Annotated in this window: 14 protein-coding genes and 1 pseudogene; 6 read left to right on the top strand and 9 right to left on the bottom strand. The window is 71.6% G+C overall.

Annotation, left to right across the window (positions count from 1 at the left end):
- Positions 1-26 precede the first annotated feature (26 nt).
- Together AB0H71_RS10225 and AB0H71_RS10230 are read left to right on the top strand one after the other, a co-directional pair.
- Positions 27-1,274 carry a pyridoxal phosphate-dependent aminotransferase gene (locus tag AB0H71_RS10225; protein ID WP_357017543.1) on the top strand — a complete coding sequence of 416 codons (1,248 nt, stop codon included), beginning with the start codon at positions 27-29 and terminating at the stop codon, positions 1,272-1,274.
- Between the two features lie 314 nt (positions 1,275-1,588).
- Positions 1,589-2,806 (top strand): annotated as a pseudogene (locus AB0H71_RS10230) (YibE/F family protein); the annotation flags it as partial.
- Between the two features lie 427 nt (positions 2,807-3,233).
- Here the strand turns inward: AB0H71_RS10230 and AB0H71_RS10235 are convergent.
- From AB0H71_RS10235 to AB0H71_RS10245, 3 genes are all read right to left on the bottom strand, one after another.
- Positions 3,234-3,449 (bottom strand): hypothetical protein, encoded by a 216-nt coding sequence (locus tag AB0H71_RS10235; RefSeq protein ID WP_357017546.1) that lies wholly within the window; start codon positions 3,447-3,449, stop codon positions 3,234-3,236.
- 168 nt (positions 3,450-3,617) lie between these two features.
- Complete coding sequence (locus tag AB0H71_RS10240) at positions 3,618-4,955, bottom strand: Hsp70 family protein (RefSeq protein WP_357017549.1); 1,338 nt, start codon at positions 4,953-4,955, stop codon at positions 3,618-3,620.
- Positions 4,956-5,102: 147 nt separating this feature from the next.
- A complete protein-coding gene (locus tag AB0H71_RS10245) occupies positions 5,103-6,425 on the bottom strand; it encodes a UDP-glucose/GDP-mannose dehydrogenase family protein (RefSeq protein WP_357017551.1) in 1,323 nt (440 codons plus the stop codon).
- Between the two features lie 236 nt (positions 6,426-6,661).
- Here AB0H71_RS10245 and AB0H71_RS10250 point away from each other — a divergent pair, with 236 nt between their 5' ends.
- From AB0H71_RS10250 to AB0H71_RS10260, 3 genes are all read left to right on the top strand, one after another.
- Positions 6,662-7,204, top strand: coding sequence for a YdcF family protein (locus AB0H71_RS10250; RefSeq protein WP_357017554.1), 543 nt, complete (start codon positions 6,662-6,664; stop codon positions 7,202-7,204).
- Between the two features lie 78 nt (positions 7,205-7,282).
- Complete coding sequence (locus AB0H71_RS10255) at positions 7,283-8,512, top strand: acyl-CoA dehydrogenase family protein (RefSeq protein ID WP_357017557.1); 1,230 nt, start codon at positions 7,283-7,285, stop codon at positions 8,510-8,512.
- Entirely contained in the window at positions 8,512-9,657 is a 1,146-nt protein-coding gene (locus AB0H71_RS10260; RefSeq protein WP_357017560.1) for an acyl-CoA dehydrogenase family protein, read from the top strand. The genes AB0H71_RS10255 and AB0H71_RS10260 overlap by 1 nt, the downstream gene beginning before the upstream one ends.
- 65 nt (positions 9,658-9,722) lie before the next feature.
- Here AB0H71_RS10260 and AB0H71_RS10265 read toward each other — a convergent pair whose 3' ends face one another.
- Complete coding sequence (locus tag AB0H71_RS10265) at positions 9,723-13,193, bottom strand: (Fe-S)-binding protein (RefSeq protein ID WP_357017563.1); 3,471 nt, start codon at positions 13,191-13,193, stop codon at positions 9,723-9,725.
- Positions 13,194-13,655: 462 nt separating this feature from the next.
- Between AB0H71_RS10265 and AB0H71_RS10270 the strand changes: the two genes are divergently transcribed.
- Entirely contained in the window at positions 13,656-14,357 is a 702-nt protein-coding gene (locus AB0H71_RS10270; RefSeq protein ID WP_357017566.1) for a hypothetical protein, read from the top strand.
- Between the two features lie 318 nt (positions 14,358-14,675).
- On the opposite strand, the gene AB0H71_RS10275 is transcribed toward AB0H71_RS10270, so the two are convergent.
- From AB0H71_RS10275 to AB0H71_RS10295, 5 genes are all read right to left on the bottom strand, one after another.
- Positions 14,676-16,004, bottom strand: coding sequence for a S1 family peptidase (locus AB0H71_RS10275; protein WP_357017569.1), 1,329 nt, complete (start codon positions 16,002-16,004; stop codon positions 14,676-14,678).
- Between the two features lie 111 nt (positions 16,005-16,115).
- Complete coding sequence (locus AB0H71_RS10280) at positions 16,116-17,471, bottom strand: S1 family peptidase (protein ID WP_357017572.1); 1,356 nt, start codon at positions 17,469-17,471, stop codon at positions 16,116-16,118.
- 198 nt (positions 17,472-17,669) lie between these two features.
- Entirely contained in the window at positions 17,670-18,824 is a 1,155-nt protein-coding gene (locus AB0H71_RS10285; protein WP_357017575.1) for a hypothetical protein, read from the bottom strand.
- A 52-nt stretch (positions 18,825-18,876) separates the two neighbouring features.
- On the bottom strand, positions 18,877-21,624 hold the full coding sequence (locus tag AB0H71_RS10290; protein ID WP_357017578.1) for a LuxR C-terminal-related transcriptional regulator: 2,748 nt from the start codon (positions 21,622-21,624) through the stop codon (positions 18,877-18,879).
- Positions 21,617-23,371, bottom strand: coding sequence for an Hsp70 family protein (locus AB0H71_RS10295; protein ID WP_357017581.1), 1,755 nt, complete (start codon positions 23,369-23,371; stop codon positions 21,617-21,619). The genes AB0H71_RS10290 and AB0H71_RS10295 overlap by 8 nt, the downstream gene beginning before the upstream one ends.
- Positions 23,372-23,591: the final 220 nt, after the last annotated feature.

Here is a 23,591-nt window from a genome sequence, read left to right on the forward strand (position 1 = left end):
GATATCCGGTTGCGGTTGGTGGCACCATGGAGCGGGTGAGCCCCAGTCATCCCGCCCCCCGTGTGCTCGAGCAGAGCACGAAGCTGCAGAACGTCGTCTACGAGATCCGTGGACCGGTGAACGCGCAGGCGGCACGGCTGGAGGCCGAGGGGCACCGCATCCTCAAGCTCAATATCGGCAACCCGGCGCCGTTCGGCTTCGAGGCCCCCGACGTGATCATGCGCGACATCATCGCCGCGCTGCCGAACGCGCAGGGGTACTCGGAGTCGAAGGGGATACTGCCCGCCCGCCGCGCCATCGTCACCAGGTACGAGCTGGTCCCCGGCTTCCCCGAGCTCGACGTGGACCACGTCTACCTGGGCAACGGCGTCTCCGAGCTGATCACCATCACCATGCAGGCGCTGCTCGACAACGGCGACGAGGTGCTCATCCCCGCGCCGGACTACCCGCTCTGGACCGCCATGACCAGCCTGGCCGGCGGCACCCCGGTGCACTACCTCTGCGACGAGGCGAACGGCTGGCAGCCCGATATCGCCGATATCGAATCCAAGATCACCGACCGCACCAAGGCGCTGCTGGTGATCAACCCGAACAACCCGACCGGCGCCGTGTACTCCGCCGAGGTGCTGCAGCAGCTCGCCGACGTGGCCCGCAGGCACCAGCTGCTGCTGCTCGCCGACGAGATCTACGACAAGATCCTGTACGACGACGCCAAGCACATCTCGCTCGCCACCATGGCCCCCGACCTGCTCTGTCTCACCTTCAACGGCCTCTCCAAGGCGTACCGGGTGGCCGGGTACCGCTCCGGCTGGCTCGCCATCACCGGCCCCAAGGAGCACGCCGCCGGCTTCCTGGAGGGCATCGACCTGCTCTGCTCGTCGCGGCTCTGCCCGAATGTGCCCGCGCAACACGCCATCCAGGTGGCGCTCGGCGGGCACCAGAGCATCGACGACCTGATCCTGCCCGGCGGCCGGCTGCTGGAGCAGCGGGATGTCGCGTGGGAGCGGCTCAATATGATCCCCGGCGTCTCCTGCGTGAAGCCCAAGGGCGCGCTCTACGCCTTCCCCCGCCTCGACCCCGAGGTGCACGAGATCCACGACGACCAGAAGCTCGTGCTCGACCTGCTGCTGCAGGAGAAGATCCTGATGGTCCAGGGCACCGGCTTCAACTGGCCGAACCACGACCACCTGCGCATCGTGACGCTCCCGTGGGCCCGCGATCTGGCCGTCGCCATCGAGCGCTTCGGGAACTTTCTCTCCTCCTACAGGCAGTAAAGCCCCTGTTTAGCGGCGGTGAAACAAACTCCGCGTATGGATAAAAGCGAGTTTTGAAGACTGACTAGCGCAAAACGAGGACGTTTGTGTACAGTGGGCCTCGGCACTTCGAGTGCCCGGTCGGATTGTCTACCCCCCCTGGACAATCCGGCCTTCGGGTCCGGCCGCCTACCCCCCTGGGCCGTCGGCTCGCGGGCGGCGGAGACATCCCCCTGCTCTCCGCCGCCCCTTCCCGATTCCCCCTCCCCGCCGCCTTCGCGGCAGCGCTCCCGCGCACTCGCGGACATGACAACCACATCCTTTAAGCTCGCCCGGTGAGCGATCATCACCACCACCATCACGACCATTCCGGGCCCATCGCGATCGGCGCGACCGCGGCCAGGGTGGTCGTCGGCCTGCTCGCCGTGATCGGCATCCTGGTGGTGGCCGGCGCGGTGCTGCTGTGGCCGAGCGAGCAGCACGTCGAGATCCCGCTGCCCATGCAGAACGCGGGCGGCGGCGCGGTGCAGACCGAGGCGGGCACCGTGATCCAGCAGGACATCGGGGCGTGCGGCAGCCCCTCGCAGGGCAAGGTCTTCGCCGAGACGCCCGAGGCGCCGCGGGTGAATGCCTACGAGTGCCAGCGTTCGCTGATCAGCATCGACTCCGGGGTGCACCAGGGCAACCGCACGCTCTTCGAGATCGCGCCCGGACCCGGTCAGCCGGATCTGCGGGTCGGCGACGAGATCCGGATAGTCCGGCAGGCGGATCCCGCGGGCACCCCCATGTACTCGTTCGACGACTACGCGCGCGGGTTCCCGCTGACCATCATCGTGATCGCGTTCGTGGTGGTGATCGTCGTGGTCGCGCGGTGGCGCGGGTTGCGGGCGCTGCTCGGCCTCGGCTTCGCCTTCGGGGTGCTGGTGGTCTTCATGCTGCCCGCGCTGCTGGACGGCAAACCGGCGATACCGGTTGCGCTGGTGGCGGGTTCGCTGATCCTCTACTCGGTGTTGTATCTGGCGCACGGAGTGAACCTGCGCACCAGTTCGGCGCTGCTCGGCACGCTGACCTCGATGGTGGTGGCGGCGGTGCTCTCCTGGATCGTCATCGAGATGACCCGGATCACCGGGCTCTCCGAGGAGCAGAACACCAACGTCGCCACCTATTTGCAGCATGTGAGCATCACCGGGCTGCTGCTGGCGGGGTTCATCATCGGCTCACTCGGCGTGCTCAACGACGTCACCATCACCCAGGCGGCGGCTGCTTTCGAGCTGGCGGCGCTGGATGAGAAGGCGTCGCGGCGGGAGATCTTCGCCGCTGCCATGCGGGTCGGGCGGGATCACATCGCCAGCACCGTGTACACGCTGGTGCTCGCGTATGCCGGTGGGGCGCTGCCGCTGCTGCTGCTGTTCAGCGTTGCGGGGCGGTCTATCAGGGATGTGCTGGTCGGGGATGCGGTGGCGATCGAGATCGCCCGGTCCGCGGTCGGTGGTATCGCTTTGGCGCTGTCGGTGCCTCTGACGACGATCATCGCTACCCTCCTGGCTCGGCCGTTCGGGGGGAAGGAGAAGGAGCCGGTGCGTCCGGCTCGGCGGCCCGTTGATGCGCGGAAGCCGGCACGGGCCGGTGCGCGGACGCCAGGGCAGGGGACGGAGCGAGTTCGGCGGCCTTCTTCCCGGACGGACGAGTCCGGGAAGCGGCGGCCCATGAAGCCGAGTTCGTCCTGGGCGGATGCTCCGACGCCGCCGCAGGGGACCCGGGCGCCGGTGCCGCCGCCGCAGGGGTGGCCGCGGCACGATGAGCCGCCGCGCTCGCGGCATTCTCGCGAGTAGGGCCGGTCCGGTCAGCTGCCTGGCATGACCACCGCCTCTGACGCTGGCGCGCGCTCACCGCAGTGTTTCGCGCTTCGGTCGGCGACCGTGACACCGACCTGTCGAAGCGCGCCCGAATGCCGGTTTCGGTACACCGGGTACGGGCGCGCTACCCCGGCTGCGACGCGGTTTCGAAGCCGGCCGCGCTGCGCTCGGGGGGCAGATCGCCGAGTGGCTCATCAGCCACAACGGCGTTCGCCCGGCTGTCGCCGCAGCTTGCGCCCTCGTCATCGACGATCTGGCCGCCGCGTACATCACCGCCGAGCGAATGTTGCACGCGGTCAGCCCGGAATTGCTGCATGCGGCCTGGTTCGAGGTCGGCCACCTCGCGGGGTACTGGGACGAGCTGGTCGATGGACAGCCACCGGTGCCATGGCCGCTCGAGCGCCGATGATTTGTCCGGTCCCGTTGTCGTGCTGCGGCCAGCGACGCTCGCTGAAACTACTGCCACACGCGACAGTTCGCTGTTTTGTGGGCGGCCCGACGCGAGTCGCTAACGCGGGGGCGGGAAGAGGGGCGGGATGGTCGGAACCACGATCGGCGGCAGGCCGGGAACAACGAACGTGTTGGGGCCGGGCGGGGCGGGAGCCGGCGCCTGGTCCTCGGTGGTCTCGGTGCGCCGAGGCGGGACAGCGACCGACTCGTGCACCGTCTCGGTAGTGGTAGCGGGGGCGACCGCGATCGACGGGTCGAGCGTGGTGGTGCGCGGAACGCTGGTGGTCGGCACCGCGGTGTCACCTTCACCCTGCTGATGCGAATCCCGCTCCAAAACCTGCGGCCCATACCCGAGCCCGAGCCCGATAGCGGCGACGACGGCGAGCGCGCTCACCGCGAGCACCGCACCACTGACCCCGCGACGCTCACCCCGCGCAGCGGGTGCGGAGAGCCAGGCGGGCGCGAGATCCGCGTCATCCAAACGATTTTCGCCGGGCACGGCGGTGAGCGGCTGCCCGGGGTGGACGACCGGCGGAGCGACGGGCCGAACCGGCCGGGCGAGCAGCGCGGCGCCGCGCGCCATCACCGTCTCCGGCTCGGCGGGCACGATCACCGGCACACCCATCCACCGCTCGAGCACCTTGGCCACCAGCGGAATTCGTGCACACCCACCGATAGCCAGCACACCGTGCACCGGCCGATCGGAGCGAACGATCACGTCCCGCGCCATCCGCGCCGACGATTCGATCGCCAGCATGATCAAAGCCTCGAAGTTCTCCTGCGCCAGCAGAACCAAGCCTTGCTCGCTGGGGAGCGCGACAGCGGTATTGCTGGAAAGCTGCTCCTTGGCCTCGCGGCAGAGCGCATCCAAAGCGGCGAGCCCAGCCGGATCCTGCGGATGAGCGATCCGCCCGGAGGCGATCTGCTGCTCCCGGATCAGCGAATCCAGGTAGTCCCCACTGATATCGCTGGTGCGCTCACTGTGCCGCACCTCGCGATTCTGCGCATCGACGACGCTCACGGTGAGCCCGGAACTCCCCAGGTCGTACACGACCAGCGAGGAGATCCCGCGAATCTCGCCGGTGCGGTGCACGTACTCCAAAGCGGCGACAACCTCGGGCACCAGTTCGTAATTCGTGAGCTGTTGCCGCGCCATAGCCGCGCGCAATGCCCGCGCCTGTTGCTCACTGCGGTAGGAGATGGCGGTGGCGCCGACATCCGGAGTGGCCTCGCAGGTGACGCCGATGGCCTCGGCGGTCAGCTCCTCGACCGGCTGCCGACCGACCGGGATGGTCTGGATGTCATAGGCCGGGCCGGCCTGGGGGGCGGAGCCGGCGTGCGGGCGTGCCAGACGGACGGCCCCTGCCCCCACCGAAACTCCCAGTACCGAACTCATCAGCAGCCCATCTTCGCGAATACCGCACGACATGCGAGCCCGCGCCGGGTTGCCGACGGTAAGCCCACTCCCGAACATACCGTCGTCGTCCGACGTTGCTGGCGGCAGGACTGGTCGTCCGGCAGTCGCTCCTGCCCGACGTCAACTCTACGACGTGCCGAGGCCCGCGTATACCCATCCGTTATCTCGCCAAACGTCACGATCGAGGCAGTTACGGCCGTCGATGACGCGCTTGGCCCGCACCACGGGCTCCAGGTCAACTGGACGCAGCGCGGTGAATTCGTCCCATTCGGTCAGTACCAGCACCACGTCGGCGCGCTCGCACGCCTCGACCACCGAGGTCGCGTAGTTGAGGGTGGGGAAGATGCGGCGCGAGTTCTCCAGCGCCTTGGGGTCGTAGACGGTGACGACGGCGCCGTTGAGCTGGATCATTCCGGCGACGTTGAGCGCGGGTGAATCGCGCACGTCGTCGGATTCCGGCTTGAAGGCGGCGCCGAGCACGGCGACGTTGGCGCCGAGCAGCGAGCCGCCGCAGGCCTGCGCCGCCATGTCGACCACCTTGCTGCGGCGGCGCATATTGATGTTGTCGACCTCGCGCAGGAAGGCGACGGCGTGCCCGGCGCCGAGCTCGCCTGCGCGGGCCATGAAGGCGCGGATGTCCTTGGGCAGGCAGCCGCCGCCGAAACCGAGTCCGGCATTGAGGAATCGGCGGCCGATGCGCTCGTCGTAGCCGAGGGCGTCGGCGAGCACGGTGACGTCGGCGCCGGTGGCGTCGCAGACCTCGGAGACGGCGTTGATGAACGAGATCTTGGTCGCCAGAAAGGCGTTGGCGGAGACCTTGACCAGTTCGGCGGTGGCGAGATCGGTCAAGAGGAAGGGCACCTCGGCGTTGAGCAGGTCGGCGTAGAGCTCGCGGACCTGCTGTTCGACCCAGGCGGAGGCGCCGCGCTCGCGATCCACGCCGAGGACGAGGCGGTCCGGGCGCAGGGTGTCCCGCACCGCGAATCCCTCGCGGAGGAACTCCGGGTTCCAGGCCACCTCGACGTCGACCGGGGCGAGCGCGCGGGCCCGCTCGCCGAGCGCGGCCGCGGTGCCGACCGGGACGGTGGACTTGCCGACGATCACCGACGGCCGCTCCAGCAGCGGCGCCAGGGTGTCGACGACGGCGTGCACGTAGCCGAGGTCGGCGGCGTACTCACCCTTCTTCTGCGGGGTGCCGACGCCGAGGAAGTGCACCTCCGCGTGCGCGGCGGCCTCGGCGTAGGAGGTGGTGAACCGCAGCCTGCCCGCGTCGAGGTTGCGGCGCAGCACCGCTTCGAGGCCGGGTTCGTAGAACGGCGTCACACCGTCGGAGAGTTTGGCGACCTTGCCCGGATCGACATCGACCCCGATCACGTCGTGCCCGAGTTCGGCCATGCACGCCGCATGCGTAGCGCCCAGGTACCCGGTTCCGAAGACTGTGCATCGCATGATCGATTGGTAAGCCGCGACTGTGGCCGCGTCGCGTCAGCGAGGCAAGGGGGGACGCAACAGTAGATGTACATGCGGAGAAGTCGAGCTCGTTGGTGCGTTGTCCCAGGTCGGGGGCGGACTGGAGCGGCGCGCGAGTCCGGTCCGCGCCGCCCGGCCGAGGTGTCGTGCGCACCCGGCTCGCGTCGCGGCCGTGCCGACGCCGTCCGCGCCCGGCACCGGGCTAGCATCGCGCCGTGACCGGGTTCCGTCGCGCGGCGCTGCTGCTCGGGGTGGCGGTGGCGATCTGTGTCGCCGCGCTCTGGCCCGTCTACGTGACCCCGCAGCGCGACGCCCCCGCCCCGGCCGACGCCATCCTGGTCCTCGGCGGCGCGCACGACGGCCGCGAGGAACTGGCCCTGCGGCTGGCCCGCGACGGCTACGCCCCGCTCGTCCTCTTCTCCGACCCGTACGACGGCAGTCCGCTGGTCAACCGCATCTGCCACGGCGGCTACAGCTTCGAGGTCCGCTGCTTCGACCCGAGCCCGCGCACCACCCGCGGCGAGGGACGGGAGCTGGCCCGCCTCGCGCAAGAACGCGGCTGGACCCGGGTGATCGTGGTGACCTTCACCCCGCACATTTCCCGGGCCCGCTACATCCTCGGCCACTGCTGGCCCGGCGAACTGCTCTTCGCCGACCCCAGCCCGCGGCTCTCCCCGGCGCGCTGGGCCTGGGACTACCTCTACCAGTCCGCCGGGTACGCGAAGGCGTTCACCGAACTGACCCGGCACGGCTGCTGACCAGCCAAAAACATCTGCTGGCGGACGCCATCAGTTTTGCTCTAGAGTGCGGGAAAGGACAACCCTCCGGGAGGACAGATGGAATACGACTGGTCCGAGGCCGACCTGGCCTTCCGAGACGAGGTGCGGGCGTTCCTCGACGCCGAGCTGACGCCGGAGATCCGGCGCGCGGGCAGGCTGGCGACCAGCGTCTACCCGGATCACGAGGCCAGCATGGAGTGGCAGCACATCCTGCACCGCAAGGGGTGGGCGGCGCCGCACTGGCCGGTGGAGTACGGCGGGCAGAACTGGAGCCTGACCCAGCACCACATCTTCGCCAGGGAGTCCACGCTGGCGGGCGCGCCGGCGCTCTCGCCCATGGGCATCCGGATGGTGGCGCCGGCGATCATCGCCTTCGGCACGAAGGAGCAGAAGGAGTTCTTCCTTCCGCGCATCCTCACCGGCGAGGTCTTCTTCTGCCAGGGCTACTCCGAGCCGGAGGCCGGCTCCGACCTGGCCTCGCTCAGCATGGCCGCGGTCGACGACGGCGAGGATTTCGTCTGCACCGGCAGCAAGATCTGGACCACGCACGCCACCGAGGCCAACTGGATCTTCTGCCTGGTGCGCACCACCCGCGGCCAGAAGAAGCAGGAGGGCATCACCTTCGTGCTGATCGACATGAACCAGCCGGGCATCGAGATCCGCCCGCTGGTCATGAGCTCCGGCGAGGAGGTGCAGAACCAGGTCTTCTTCGACGGGGTCCGGGTGCCGAAGAGCAACGTCCTCGGCAAGATCGACGAGGGCTGGACCGTCGCCAAGTACCTGCTGGTGCACGAGCGCGGCGGGGCCGCGGCGCCGTGGCTGCAGGTGCTCGCGCAGGACCTGGCCGACGCCGCCGCCGAGCAGCCGGGCCCGGACGGCCGCCCGCTCCTCGACGACCCGGCCTTCGCCGCCAAGCTCGCCGATGTGCGGATCCGCACCGACGTGCTGGAGGTGCTGGAGTACCGGACGCTCGCGGCCATGGCCAAGGGCAAGAACCCCGGCCCGGCCTCCTCGATGCTCAAGGTGCTCGGCACCGAGCTGAGCCAGCAGCTCACCGAACTCACCCTGGAGGCGGCCGGGCCGCGCGGCCGGGTCTACCAGCCGCACGCGGCCATGCCGGGCGGCCCGGTGGCGGGCTACACCCCGCCCGCCGACGGCTACCACAGCGGCGCCGAGTGGCAGGCCGTCGCGCCGCTGCGCTACTTCAACGACCGCGCGGGCTCGATCTACGCGGGCAGCAATGAAATTCAGCGAAACATCCTCGCCAAAGCAGCATTGGGGCTCTGATGGACTTCACCCTGACCGAGGAGCAGGAGATGCTCCGCTCCGCGCTCGCCGCGTACCTCGGTGCGCGCTACGACCTGGAGAAGAGCCGCGTAGCGGCCAAGTCCGACCTGGGCTGGCAGCCCGCCGTCTGGCGTGGCTTCGCCGATGAGCTCGGCATTCTCGGCGCGACGCTGCCCGAGCGGGTGGACGGCTCCGGTGGCGGTGCCGTCGAGCTGCGGGTGATCGCCGAGGAGCTGGGGCGCGCGCTGGTCATCGAGCCGTTCCTCGACACCGTCGTGGTCGGCGCCGGGCTGCTGGACCGGGCCGGTGGCGACCGCGCCGACGAGGTGCTCACGCAGATCGTCTCCGGTGACGCCAGGATCGCCTTCGCCGCCACCGAGGCCACCGCCGGGCACGTGCTGCACGACGTGAGCACCACCGCGCGCCGGGACGGCGAGGACTGGGTGCTCGACGGCGCCAAGGTGGTCGTCACCAGCGCGCCGCTCGCCACCCACCTGATCGTCTCGGCCCGCACCTCCGGCGAGCGCCGCGACGAGCACGGCATCTCGCTCTTCCTGCTGGAGTTCGACGCCGCGAACCCGCCCGCCGGGGTCGAGGTGCACTCCTACCGCACCATCGACGACCGGGTCGGCGCCGACCTGACCTTCACCGGGCTCCGGCTCCCGCCGAACGCGCTGCTCGGCGTCGAGGGCGCCGCCTGGGAGGTGATCGCGCCGACCATCGACAGCGCCATCGCCGCTGTCTGCGCCGAGGCGGTCGGGGCGATGGGCAAGGTGCTCGCCGACACCGTCGAGTACGCCAAGCAGCGGCAGCAGTTCGGGGTGCCGATCGGCAGTTTCCAGGCGCTGCAGCACCGCATGGTCGATATGTACATGGAGCTGGAGCAGGCCATCGCCGCCTCGCACCTGGTGACCGCGGCCCTGGATGCCGAACCGGCGGCTCGTGCGCGTGCTGCCTCGGCCGCCAAGGTGACGATCGCGCGGGCGGCGCGGTTCATCGGGCAGAACGCGGTGCAGTTGCACGGGGCCATGGGGATGACCGAAGAGCTGGCCATCGGGCACTACTTCAAGCGGCTCACGGCTGTTCAGCGGGAGTTCGGGACCGCTGACGAGCATCTCGCGCGGTACGCGAAGCTCTCTCGCTGAGTTTCAGCGGTTACGCGAAAGGCGCCCGGATCGTGTGATCCGGGCGCCTTTTCGTGGTGGTCGGGTCAGCCCTTGCGGCCGGGGGACTTGGCGCCGGACTTGAAGCCGAGGCCGCCGGGCTTGGCGGTCGGCGGGGGTGTGCCGGGGGAGCCGTTGCCGCTGTGGCCGTTGGTGGACTCGGCGGATGCCGGGGTCTCCGGTTCGGCGGTTTCGGGCTCCGGGGTTTCCTCGGCCTGCGGCTCCGAGGTTTCCGCTGCCTGCGGCGCGGGGGTCTCCTCGGCCTTCGGCTCCGGGGTTTCCTCGGCCGCGGGGGCGTCGGATTCCGCCGCCGGGGCGGCGGTCGCCTCGGCCTGAGCCGGCTTGGGGGCGCCGGGGGCCTTGGGGCCGGGGCGCTTGAAGCCGGACTTCATGGCGAGCCCCTTGGCGGCGACCGTGGGCTTGCTCTCGGTCGCCGGAGCCGAGACGTCCGCCTGGGTGGCGGTGTCGGCCTCGGTCGGAACCTCCGACTCGGCCTGCGGCGCGACCTCGGCGGGGGCCTCGGCAGGAGCCTTCGCCTCGGCCTCGCCCGGAGCTTCGGCGGGGGCCTTCGCCGCGTCCGCGGCGGCGGGCTTGGGGGCGCCCGGCGCCTTCGGCCCGGCCTTCTTGAAGCCGGACTTCATGGCGAGGCCCTTGGCCGCGACGGTCGGCTTGCTCTCGCTCGCCCCGGCGGTCGCTCCCGCCCCCGAGGACGCAGAGGTCGCTTCCGCCTCCGAAGACGCGGGAGTGGACTCGGCTTCGGAGGACGCGCCCGCCTCGGTAGCGGCGGGGGCCTTCTTGCCGGGCGGCTTGGGCGCACCCTTGCCGGGGGCCTTGCCGCCGCCCTTCATGGCCAGCCCCTTGACCGGCTTCGCGGGAGCAGCGGCCGGAGCCTCGGCCGCCGGCTCGGCGGTCACGGCGTCGGCAGTCGCGTCGGCCGGGGCAGCAGCCTTGGCGCCGGGCGCCTTGGCCGGGCCCTTCATGGCGAGGCCCTTGCCGCCGGGCGCCTTGCCGCCCTTCATGGCGAGCCCACCGGCCTTCGCAGCGGGCTTCTGCTCAGCGGGAGCTTCGGTGTCGGAAGCCTCGGCGGGAGCCGCGGCCTTGGTACCCGGCGCCTTGGCCGGGCCCTTCATGGCGAGGCCCTTGCCACCGGGCGCCTTGCCGCCCTTCATGGCGAGCCCACCACCGGCGGGTTTGGCCGCAGCGGGCTTCGCCTCCGGCTCGGCCTCGGCTTCGGCCGCCGCGGCGACGGGCTCCGGCTCGGCGACCGGCTCCTCCTCGACCTTCGGCTCCTGAACAACCGTCAGCTTCTCGGTGAGCACCGCCGAATCGACCCGCTCGATCGCATCGAGCATGAGCTGCGCGACGTCGATGACCTCGACACCCTCACCCTGCCCGCTCTCCTGCCGCGCGGTCACCCCGTCGTGCAGCATGACCCGGCAGAACGGGCACCCGGTAGCGATCTTGGTGGGCGAGGTGGACAAAGCCTCGTCCACCCGGTCGATATTGACCCGCTTGCCGAGCTGCTCCTCCATCCACATGCGCGCGCCACCGGCGCCACAGCACATGGAGCGCTCGCCGTGCCTCGGCATCTCGACCAGGGTCGAGCCGGAGGCGGCCATGAGCTCGCGCGGGGCGTTGTAGACCTTGTTGTGCCGCCCGAGGTAGCAGGGGTCGTGGTAGGTGATGTTCTGCGCCACGGGGGCGACCGGGACCAGCTTCTTCTGCCGGACCAGGCGGTTCAGCAGCTGGGTGTGGTGCACCACCTCGTACGAGCCGCCGACCTGCGGGTACTCGTTGTTCAGCGCGTTGAAGCAGTGCGCGCAGGTGACGACGATCTTCTTCTTGCGGTCCTCCACGCCCTCGAAGACGGCGTTCAGCGTCTCGATGTTCTGCATGGCGAGCTGCTGGAAGAGGAACTCGTTGCCGGCGCGGCGGGCGGAGTCGCCGGTGCAGGTCTCCTCCTGGCCGAGCACCATGTACTTGACGCCGGCGGTGGCGAGCAGCTCGGCGACGGCTTTGGTGGTCTTCTTGGCGCGGTCCTCGTAGGCGCCGGCGCAGCCGACCCAGAAGAGGTACTCGTAGCCGTCGAAGCTCTCGGCGTCCTTGCCGTAGACCGGGACGTCGAAGTCGAGCTCGTTGATCCAGTTGAGCCGGTCCTTGGCGTTCTGGCCCCAGGGGTTGCCCTTGTTCTCCAGGTTCTTGAAGAGCCCGGCCAGCTCGGAGGGGAACTCCGACTCGATGAGCACCTGGTAGCGGCGCATGTCGATGATGTGGTCGACGTGCTCGATATCCACCGGGCACTGCTCGACGCAGGCGCCGCAGGTGGTGCAGGACCACAGCACCTCGGGGTCGATGATGCCTCCTGCCTCGTGGTCGCCGATGAGCGGCCGCTCGGCCTCGGCCTTGGCGGCGTCGGCGATGCGGGCCAGCGCGGCCTCGTCCGGCTTGCCGTCGGCGTCGACCAGCCCGACCTCGTCGCCGCCGGGATCCTTGCGGCCGCCGGCCAGCAGGTACGGCGCCACCGCCTTGCCGTGGTCGCGCAGCGACATGATGAGCAGCTTCGGCGAGAGCGGCTTGCCGGTGTTCCAGGCCGGGCACTGGCTCTGGCAGCGGCCGCACTCGGTGCAGGTGGTGAAGTCCAGCCAGCCCTTCCAGGAGAAGTCCTCGATCCGGCCGGCGCCGAGGGTGTCGGTGTCGGGGTCGACGTTCTCCATGTCAAGGGCGCGGCCCTTGGACATCATGGGCTTGGCCGCGCCGAGCGCCACGCCGCCGTTGTTCTCACGCTTGAAGTAGATGTTGAAGAAGGCGGAGAAGCGGTGCCAGGCCACGCCCCAGGTGATGTTGCGGCCGACGAAGTACAGGAAGGCCATGCCGGACATCAGCTTGATGAAGGCGAAGATCGACACCATGGTCGGGCTGGCCGGGAGCAGCTTGGCCACCTGCATGGTGAAGAAGTCGGTGGCCGGGTTCGCGTGGCCGTAGGTCGCGATCTTGCCCGCCTTGACCATCACCATGCCGAGCCCCTCGAGCAGCACGATGGTCTCGATGACGTAGGCCGGGCCGAACTTCGAGCCGCTGAAGCGGGAGAGCCGGTCGGGCACCCGCGGGTGGTTCAGCTGCCGGATGACGATCAGCGCGCCGATGCCGACGATGGTGCCGATGCCGAGGATCTCGTCCCACAGGTGGTAGGCGGCGGTGTTGCCGATGATCGGCCAGTGGAACGCCGGATCGAACGTCTGCCCGTAGGCCTCGAACCACAGGATGGCGCCGCCCATGAAGCCGATCATCACCAGCCAGTGCGCCCAGCCGACGGTGCGGAACTTGTTCATCCTGGTGTGTGCCAGGAACTCGATCACCATCTGCTTGAAGCGCGGGAAGAACGGCCGCCAGCGATCGGGAGCGGGCTGGCCCACCATGATGGCGCGGACGATGTCCCGGACGCCGCCGAAGAACGACGCCCAGCACAGCAGGCTGAGCGCCGCTCCAATCGTGCCCAGCGTCACTGTCAGGGCATTCATGTCGCGACCTTTCTTTAGAAGCAACACGAGCAGGGTCGGAAACCCGCCGGTACTCGAATGGCTCGTATCCTAACCCGGGGTAAGTTACTCGCCAGTAACTTACCCTGTCCATCGTACGATCACCCTTCGGCTGTTTGCCCCGTCTTACTGGGGCTTGACCCGAAAAATGCCTGTGATGAACATCACCGGAAATTCTGCGCGCCCACCCCTCGGGGGAGCAATGATCACGGTAAATGCCGTGCCGAAGGCCCAGCTCGATAAGGGCACGCTAACTAGCTAGCAATAGTAAGGAATCTCGCATCCCGGGGTCCGTTCCATTAGGCTCACGACGTTCTGTTCGCCGTGCCCGATTTCCACACCGCTCGGGGAGGTCCCGGGTCGCCTGTGCTCCGGGATGACGAGCTCTCGCGTATGGAGAGAGCGGGCCGCGAACATCCCCTGAGAATGGATTGGACAACTGCATTGAATCTCCGGAGAACCGCCGCGGCTGCCGCGCTGGTCATCGGCGCGCTGACCGTGGGGGCGGGCACGGCGTACGCGAACCCCGCGCCGGCCGCCGACCCTGCGGCGCCGATCAACTACTCGGTGAAGCTGATCGACAAGACGGTCGTCACCACGCTCAAGGGTGGCACCTTCGAGCTCACCAAGGAGACCAACGGCGTCGACGAGGTGGAGTACTACAACGTCAAGGACGGCGCGGGCAACGTCGTCATGACGCTGCCGGTGGACTTCTCGCTCGGTGACATCTCGGTCCCGGTGAAGCCCGTGGTCAAGGAGGACGGCAAGGTCCTCGAGCTGACCCCGGAGGCGCAGCCGGCGCTGCCCGAGGAGAAGGCGAACACGGTCAACGTGAACGTCAAGCCGATCGCCTCGCCGATCGAGAACCAGCGGGCGCAGAACGAGTTCGCCAGCCAGTTCGGCATCGCGACCGCGGTGGGCAGCTTCCTCGGCACCGCCGTCGGCGCCATCGCGGGCGGCGTGACCGGCTGCATCATGGGGCTCCCGCTCTTCGGTGTCGGCTGCATCCCGGCCGCCATCGCGGGCGCCGGCATCGGCGGCCCGGCGCTCGCCATTGCCGGCATCGACCTGGTGAACACCATCGCCGCGGCCGACGGCACCACCAAGTGGGCCGACAAGCAGAAGCCTGCCGATCAGCCGAAGTAAGCGCTGAGGCACGAAATCCCGGGACGGCCCGGACCTCGATTCGAGGTCCGGGCCGTTTCGCGTTCCCGTGCCCGCAGGGCGTTCTCCGGTGTCGGGGGTACCCAGGACCCTCGGGCCGGTGGTCCGATGCGGCAGCGTGGCGCTCAGCGCCCCGAAAATCCTCCGGTCCGGGTGGTAGCGGACCGGAAACCGCGGTCGCACAGTGATGTTTTGCGCCGACTTGTATTTCGGCGGCTCCGGCCATGCCCACGGGCTCTGAAACGGAGAAGGCCGGGAGCGCATCCGCTCCCGGCCTTCTCTGCTACTGCCCGGTACCTACTAGCCGGTACGTACCCGGAGCCCCGGGTTGTCCGAGAGCACGACGCTCACGGGCTGCGCGAAGAGCTGCGGCACATTGCCGGTGAGCGCGCCGATCAGGTTGGGGATCTCGCACACCGGGTAGTCGGCGACCGACGAGGCGCTGGAGATGCCGAGCGCCATCCGGCCGGAGACCAGCGGGCCGCCGGAATCGCCGGGCAGCGCGCAGATGGTGGCGGAGAAGCTCTGGGTGAGTTCCCGGTCGCCGACCTGGACGGTCTGGTCGATCGCGTTCACCACGCCGCAGCTGAAGCCGGTGCGGGCACCGGACTTGCAGACCGGGGCGCCGACGACCGGGCTGGCCACGCCCTCGATGGCGATCGGGGCGGCGCCGCCCGCGCGCACGGTGTTGTTGGCGAAGCGCCCGGCCACCTGGTCGTTGACCCGGATGATCGAGTAGTCCTGGTTGCCGAGCACCGACTTCGCGAAGCTGCCGAGCTGCGCGCCGAGGCGATCGCCGCGGGCCACCTCGTACACGCCCGCCGCGTTGCCGGTGCCCGCGGACGGGATGTCCGGGTTGCAGTGGCCCGCGGTGATGTTCACGACGTTGCCGTTGCGGTCGGTGCCGTTGAACCCGAGCGAGCAGCGCAGCGAGGTGTCGCCGGCCACCGAGGCGTAGCCGTCGCCGGCGGCGAGCTGGCCGTTGGCCTCGGCGATCTCGGTCGCCTGCGGCTTGGGGGCCTGCTCGCCCGCGATCGGCGGGGCCATGACGATCACCCGGGAGGGGTCGACGAAGCTCGGCATGGGCAGCCCGGCCTGGTCTACCCGGACCGCGATGCTGTTGTTCACGGTGTCGATGACGACGCCGCGCACCAGGTTCGCGATCTCGGCCGGCTGGCCGTCCAGCCAGCGCTCGAAGGCGCTCTTCTCGCCGCGCAGCGCGGCCTCGCTCTTGGCGACATTGCGCACCTCGAACCCGGCGGACTCGGCGGCCTGCCTGGCCTCGTCGGCACCGGGACCCTGGGAGAGCGCGACCACCGCGCGGCCCGCGTCGTCCAGCCACGCCCCGCCGAACACCTGCGGGAACTGCCGCTGGGCATTGGTGGCGAAGGCCGCGACCTGCTGCGCGACATCGGCGCGGGTCAGGTACTCGTCGGCGGAGATCTTCAGGTCGCGCTGCACGGCGGCGACCAGATCGGCGGGCAGTTCGGCGGCGGGCGCCGGGTCTGCGGAGGCTACTGCCGCGGTCGGGCCGAACAGCAGGACCGCGGCCGAGGCCGCGATCACGGTCTTTCGGAATGTTCCGGAGCGGGCGGCAGGCCGCCGGCTGCCGGTGCGTGGCAGAAGCATGCCCAGACTATATGGTGTGCGGTCCGCTATCACTACTCGTCCCCTGTGCTGCGTGGCTGCGATTCGGACAGATCCGGCGTGTGTCGGCGGTCACCGACAGTTTGCCGAATTTCAGCTGGTGACCGGCTTGGTCCGGACGGTGATCCCGGAGCCCGTGCCACCGCCGGAGGCGGCATCGATCTCGGCCAGGATGGGCCGGATCGGAATGCCGAGGGTCGCCGTGCCGCCGTACTGCGCGAGCGCCACATTGGCCTCGTTGCAGTTCGGTGCGTCGGCCGCGTTCGACCCGCTGGTGATGCCGAGGGCGAGCGTGCCGGAGACGATCGCCCCGCCGCTGTCGCCCCCGAGGGTGCAGGCGGAGCTGGCGAAGCCGCGGATGGTGCGGCTCTCCCCCTCCGCGGTGTAGAGCTGGGTCTCCACCCGGTCCGCCACGACGTAGCCGCAGGTGAAGGTGGAGGACTGGCCCGACTTGCAGATCGGCGCGCCGGTGATCGGGTCGGCGGTGCCGGTGATGTGCAGCGTGGTGCCGTTGGAGCCGCGCACCGAGGGCTGGTCCATGCCGAGCCCGACCGCGTGCTCGTTCAGCTCGATGACCGAGAAGTCGAGGCCGCTGGCGCCGCCCAGGTTGGCCTGCGCGAAGGTGCCGAGCGCGGGGCTGTTCGGGATGTCCCTGACGTTCGGCTGGTACACCGTGGCCCGCTGGTCGCCCTCGCCCAGCCTGGGGTCGCAGTGCCCGGCGCTGATGTTCAGCGCGCGGCCCGCCGCGTCCACGCTGTTGAAGCCGAACGAGCAGACGTCGACGCCCTGCAGGTTGCTGTCGTGCAGCGAGAGGTTCGAGGTGATGTAGGTGTCACCCGCCATCGGCCTGCGCTCCACCGGCCCGCCGCCGCCCGGGGTCAGGATGACCTTCACGTTGGCGATCAGGGTGGGCAGGTTGAGCACGTGCCCGTTGGGGGTGTTGGCGATGCTGACCACCAGCTGGCTGTTCAGGAAGTCGAGCGCGACCGACTGGATGGCCTGCGCCAGCTCCTTCGGCAGCGTGTTGACCCACTGGCCGAACTGCTGCAGCGAGCCCTCCAGGCCGTCGGCGTTCACCGGGGCGAGCCGGGTCTGGTAGCCGTCGGCGGTGGCGATCTGCGCCGCCTCGGGGGAGGTCACCGCGACCACCGGCCTGCCGTCCTGGCCGATCCAGGCGCCGGCGAAATCACCGGGGCGCTCGGCGCGGAAGTCGCTGGCGTAGCTGCGCAGCTCCTGGGCGCGCGCGGCGCGGTCCAGGTACTCGACGGGGGTCATCTGCAGATCGCGCGCGATGGCCTGGACCAGTTCGGCGGGGAGCGCGTCGGCGGCGAGCTGTTCCGGTGCCGCGGTGGCGGCGCCGGAGCAGAGCAGGGGAGCGAGAATGACGGTCGTCGCGGCGGCGATGCCGGCTGCCCTGACCGCGGCGCGACGCGCCACCAGCTTGCGCATGAAGTCCCTTCGTCGGCACCGACGTGCCAGCCATCAGTGGGGGCAGGTGTACCGCACCCACGAAGATCATCGTTCAGCGGACCACCCGGTGGGGAAAGTCCGGTCAGCGCAACACTCTAGGGCACGAATGCGTATAGGTCGTGGGCAATCGGCGAGCGGAATGATCTACCCCCGAGAACCGGGCGGTCGGACCGTTCCTCAGTAACCGGGCAGAGTCCAGGTCGGGAATCCCGGCGGGTAGGTCGGCGGCCACGGCTGCTGCCACGGCGCCCTGGTGGTGGTGGTCCGCCGGGTGGTGGTCCGGGTGGTGGTCGGTGCACCGCTCGTCGGCTCTTCGCTGGTCGGCGGGGGTGGCGGCGGTTCAGGGGCCGGCTCCGGGACGGTGGTGGTCATGGTGACCACGACGCCCGGCTCGGTGCTGAGCGGCAGCGGCGGCGGGGGCAGCGGCGCGGTGGTCGAGGTGACCGGCGGCAGCGACGATTGAGCATCCGGCAGCGGCGGCACCTTCGGGTCCGTCGATTCGCGGAAGATCAACGCCATGCCGATCCCGCCGAGCACCGTGCCGAGCGCCACCGCGGCGGCGATCAGCAGCACGATCCGATTGCGGGTGCGGTGCTCCGGCGGGGCGGGCGGCACGGTGGCCGGGGTCGCCGCGGCGGGCTCGCCGGTGGTCGCGGCCGGCTCCGCCATCACCGGCTCGGCGGCGGGCATGGCGGCCGAGTACGCCTGCGGCCGCGCGCCCGCGGCGTCGACGCTCGGAATGACATCGGTGACCTCGAGCGCGTGCACCGGCGGCTGCGAGGGATCCGGCGGGGTGGTGCCGGCCGGGGTGGCGAGCACCGCGGCCAGCGCCGAGCGGGCCGCGTGGTGCGCCAGGATGCGGCCGCGGTCCAGCCCGGCGGCGGGCGGCAGGTCGGCCTCGTCCACCAGCACCACCGAGCGCAGCCCGAGGTAGTCCAGCGCCTCGCGCAGCCCCTGCACGTGCTCCGGCGGCCAGCTGTTCGGGTGCGTGGCGTAGAACTCGGCCGGACCGACCAGGTAGTCGGCGGAGAGGTTGATCAGGCAGAACAGCGCGGTCGCGACCAGATCCTCGGCCCGGTACGCCTCGCCGTCGTCCACCGTGACCCCGTTCGGGTCGCCGATGGCGCCGACGAAGTGCCGGATCGAGTGCGTGTAGCCGTCCGGCGGCTCGCCGCCGAGCGCGGCGTCGCCGTCGTCCGACATGTGCAGCACGCAGGTGCGGACGATGTAGTGCGGCTCGCCGTCCGGGAGATCCCCCTCCGCCCCGCTGTCGGTCGCGATCGCGGCGACGCATTCGTCGTCGGCAATGCGCAGGCCCACACCAGTGGCCATCCTGTTTACCTCGCTTCGACGTCCACCCGGACAGGTTTCTCCCGACCAGGCGTCACACCAGCAGCGAGCCGTGTCCCATGGCGCGGAGCATCGACAATAACTCCGAACGGGACTGGGCACCGATTCGACGCCGGATCCGGGCGACGTGGTGCTCCACCGTCTTCGCCGAGATGTAGAGCCGGGCGCCGATCTCCCGGTAGGTCAGCCCGAGCAGCACCAGCTCCGCGACCTCGCGCTCGCGCTCGCTGAGCACGGCCGCCGGGGCGGTGCCCGGCGCCGGGTGCGCGGCGGGGGTGCGCGGCCGGGGCGCGGTGTCGGCGGGCCTGGCCTCCGAGCGCACCGTGCGGGCCAGCTTGAGCAGCGCGGTCGCGGCGGCCGGGTCGGCCGCGGCGAGCGCGGCCTCGCTGGCCAGCCGGGCGGCGTCCCAGGTGAGGCCGAGCGCGGCCAGCTGCGCCACCGCGGCCTCGACCGCGGGCGCGGCCACCTCGCCGCGCAGCACGAGCACCCAGGTGCGGCCCGCCTGCGCCAGCACCGCGGCGTGCCGGTCGCCCGCCTCGGCCGCGGCCCTGAGCTGCCCGGCGTGCGGCAGCAGGTCGTCCGGGCGCTCCTGCGCCAGCGCGGCCTGCACGCCGTACCAGTGGAAGGCATTGGCCCAGGCGGGCGGCTCGCCGAGGCGGCGGAGCACGCCGTACCCGGCGGCCACCAGCGGGGCGATCCGGCGCTCGTCGCGCAGCCGGATCCCGGCCAGCCAGAGCTCGCCGATCGGCAGCAGCGTCAGCAGGTCGGCGTCGACCTCGTCGAAGAGCGGCACCGCGGCCTCCCAGGCCAGGGTGAGCGCGGTGTGGTCGCCGGAGCGGCGGGCCAGCCCGACCGCGACGCCGTGCGCCAGCAGCCGATCCCTCGGCTCCAGGGCCGCATGGTCGAAGGCGGCGACCCGGTCGGCCGCGGTGCGCTCGTCGCCGCCGAGCATGGCCGCCCAGGCCGCGAGCACGCCGGGCTGCTGCCCCGCGTTGCCGTCGGCCTCGGCCCGGCGCAGCGCGTCGATGGCGCGGCGCGGCTCGCCGATGCTCAGGCAGAGCACGGTGGCGATGGTGGTCGCGGCGCAGGGCAGCAGCCGCTCGGTGGCGGCGGCCGCGTGCGCGACCCCGATCAGCGCGGAGACCGCGGCGGCGGTGCCCGCCTCGCCGTCCTCCAGCAGCGCCATCCGGCCCCGGCCGGTCGGGTCGGGGCGCGGGGCGACGGTGCGCTCCAGCGCCTCCACGACGCGGCGGGCGTGCGCGTTGGCCTCGGTCGGCGGCCACTGCCGGGCCGAGGCCGACATGGTGGCGGCGCCCGCGGCGTCGCCCGCGAGGTACTGCACGGCGGCGCCGGTCGCCCAGTCCGCGCCGGCCCGGTGCGGTCCGAGCCAGCCGTAGAGCTGCGCGGCTCGAGCGGCGCGGCCGCGCCGGACCAGCACCGTCGCGCAGATCCGGACGGCGGTGGCGAGGTCGGGGGCGGTGGCGGCGGGGTCGAGCGCGCCGGGGTCGGCGCCGCCGAGCCGGGCCAGCACCGGCTCGGCCAGCCGCAGCGCCGCCTCGCCGTCGCCCGCGCGCAGCGCGGCCTCGGCCCACGGCAGCGCGATGGTGTCGGGGTCGGTGCCCGCGGCCACGGCGGCGCGGTAGTAGCGGACCGCCTCCGCGCCCGCCTTCTCGGCGGCGTGGCACAGGAACTCGGCGAGCCGGGGGTCGCGCACGCCGGACTCGGCGAGCAGCAGCGCGGTGTGGTCGCGCAGCAGCCCGGCGTCCAGCCGCGCGGAGAGCAGCCTGCGCTGCACCGCGACGAAGCGGCGGTCCCCGAGCAGCGTGCGCAGCGGCGCGATGGCCGGGTCGAGCAGCAGGTCGGCATCGGTGACGAGGGCGCTGGCCCTGGCCCGGTCGATCAGCGCGTCGGCGGCGCCCGCCGGGACGCCGAGCACCTCGACCAGCTCGCTGGAGTCGAGCCCGGTGCCGGTGGTGGCCACCGCGAGCGTCTCCAGCAGGTCCGGCTCGACCGCGCCGAGCAGGCCGCGGGCCCACTCGGTGACGGCCGCGTCCACGGTGGCGATCCCGGCGTCCAGCCGGGCCGAGCTGGCGGCGGTGAGCGCCGCGACGACGCCGCCGCGGTTCCCCGCGGTCAGCTGGTGTATGTGCTTGGCCACCGAGCGCGGCACCACCATGCCGAGCTCGCGGGCGAACGGAACGATCTCGGCCGCGCCGAGCGCGCGCAGCTCCACCACCCGGCCGCGCCTGGCCACGGTGTCGGCGAGCCGGCGCAACCGGGCGTCGTGCGGGCGGGGCTGGGCCGCGATCACCACGGTGCGCTGCCCGGCGTCGATCGCCCGGCACAGCGCGAGCAGCTCGGCATCGCCGAGGGTGTGCGCGTTGTCGATCACCAGCGCGGCCTCGCGCTGCGGCGTCTGCTGCGGACGGGCAGCGCCGACCACGGCCGGGGAGCCGGGGCGGCGCGGTGGCGGCTGCCTGCTCGGGACCGGAAGCCGGGGGGCGGGGCGGCCCTGCAGCGGAACGCGGTTCGGCGCGGGGGCGGCCGCGCGCGCCGGAGCCGGGCGGCCCGCCTGGTGCGCGGGCCGCGCCGTGCCGGAGACGGTGTCGCGCGCCGGGATCCCGGCGGCGCGCAGCTGCGCCCTGATGGCGGCGAGCAGCGTGGACTTGCCGGTGCCGGAGCGGCCGCGGACCAGGTAGACCGTCGGCTCCGCGGAGCCGGCCTCGAGTTCCCGCAGGATCTCGCGCGCGATCGGGAGGGTGTCGAAGGCAGCCTCAGCCACCGGAGCCTCCGAGTACCTCGCCGACGCCGCCCACCACGCCGCCGACGGTGTCACCCACGCCGCCGACGACGCCGCCGAGACCGTCGACGGTGTCGTTGAGCACGCCGGTCGGCACGCTCACGTTCGGGGCGGTGGGGGGCTGGATCACGACGGTCTGCGGAGGTGCGCCGCCGCTGTTCGCGGGGGGCGGGGTGACACCGCCGTTGTTCTGCGCCGGGGCCTGGGGGGCGGGGGCCTGCTGGGGTGCGGGCTGATCGGGGGCCGGGCTCCCGGCCTGCTGCTGGGTCGGCTGGCCCGGCTGGCCGTTCGGTACGGCCGCGGTGCCCGGGGTGCCGTTGTTCGCGACGGTGCCGGGGGCCGCGGTCACCGGCTGGCCGGTGGCGTCGACCGGGATGACGCCGGGGACGGCCGGGGCGTCGGAGGCGGGGACGCCCACCGCCTCGGCCGGGCTCTGCACGGTGGAGGGGGACGTCGATTCGCCGCCGCCGAAGGTGCCGGTGCCGAGGGCGAGCGTGCCGGTGGCGAGCAGGGCGAGCGCGGTCACCGCGCCCGCCACGATGCCGGCCCGCTGGCGGCCGGTGAAGCGCCCGCGCGGTTGCGGCGGGTCAGGTAGATCGGGGAGTAGCGCCGGGATCGCCCTTGTCTCCGTGTCGTCGGCGGCGACCGCGGGGGTGTTCTGCACCGTGGTGCTCGCCAGATCGGCGGCGAGCAGGGCGGCGCCGCGGGCCGCGGCGTTCTCCGGGTCGCCCGCGGCCGCCACCGGCAGCCCGAACTCGGACGAGAGCACCTCCGTGACCAGCGGAATCGCGCCCCCGCCGCCGGTGAGCACGATCCGGCGCACATCGCCGAGCTCGACCCCGGCCCGGTGCAGCGCGTCGCGGACGAGCTCGGCGGAGGTCAGCAGCGGGGCGCGCAGCAGATCCTCGACCTCGCCGCGGACCAGCCGGATCCGCTGCGGCCCCGCCGCCGGGTCCAGCCGGACCTCGACCACGGTGGCGGTGTCCCGGGAAAGGACCTCCTTCGCTTTCCGGCACCGCTCGCGCAGCGCCGACAATTCCCGTTCCACCACCGGATCGAAGGGGTCGAAATCGTTTTCACCCATCGCATTTGCCAGCACGTAACGCATGGTGAGCAGATCGAATTCGGCGCCCGCCACCTCGGTACTGCGCACCGGGGCGGCGAGCATTCCGGACTGCGCGCCGGTGCGCAGCACCGACACGGTGAGGCCGGTGGCGCCGAGGTCGTAGACCACCACCGCGCCGTCCTCGCGGGGGGCGCGGCCCGCGTCGAGCAGCCGCAGCACGGCGGCGGGTTCCGGGACCAGGGTGACGTCGTCCAGCCCCGCCCTCGCCAGCGCGTCGCGCTGCGCCTCGACCGTGTGTCTCGACCACCACGCCGGGTGACAGGCGACCGTCACCGGGTCGGCGTACCCGGCCGCCTCCTCGATCAGGCAGGCCACCGATGTCGCGACGAGATCCTCCGCGACGTGCTCGGATCCATCCTCGGCCAGCATCGCGACCGGATCGCCGACCCGGGCGAGGAAGCCCTCCAGCACGGCGTCGCCGGAGTGCCGCCCGCCCGGCCTCGCCGCGGTGCCGAACGCGGGCGCGGCGTCCGCCGTCAGCCGTAGCACGCTTGGGTGCGCCGTGACCCGGGCGGATTCGCCGTCACGATCGTCGGCGGCGATAGCCGCGACGGCCGACCGGTACGCACCGACGGTGATGCCGAGCGCCAGACGCTGTGTCATTCCTGAACCCCGTTCGAGAACTGTTGGTCCGATGTGTCGCTGCCCTACTGCGTGCGCACCCGGCGCACCAGCTCTGTCGGTTGCTGGGGGAGCGCCGTTACCGATTCCGGGCAGGTTCGGGGAAATTCCCCTAATGCGCTTCGAACCCCTAACGAAATGCCCCCACGAGCATTGGGGGTGCGCCCCGTTTCGGCGTAACGCCCCGCGCTCCTAGCGTGAA

The sequence above is a fragment of the Nocardia sp. NPDC050697 genome, assembly GCF_040654395.1.
Taxonomy (GTDB): Bacteria; Actinomycetota; Actinomycetes; order Mycobacteriales; family Mycobacteriaceae; genus Nocardia.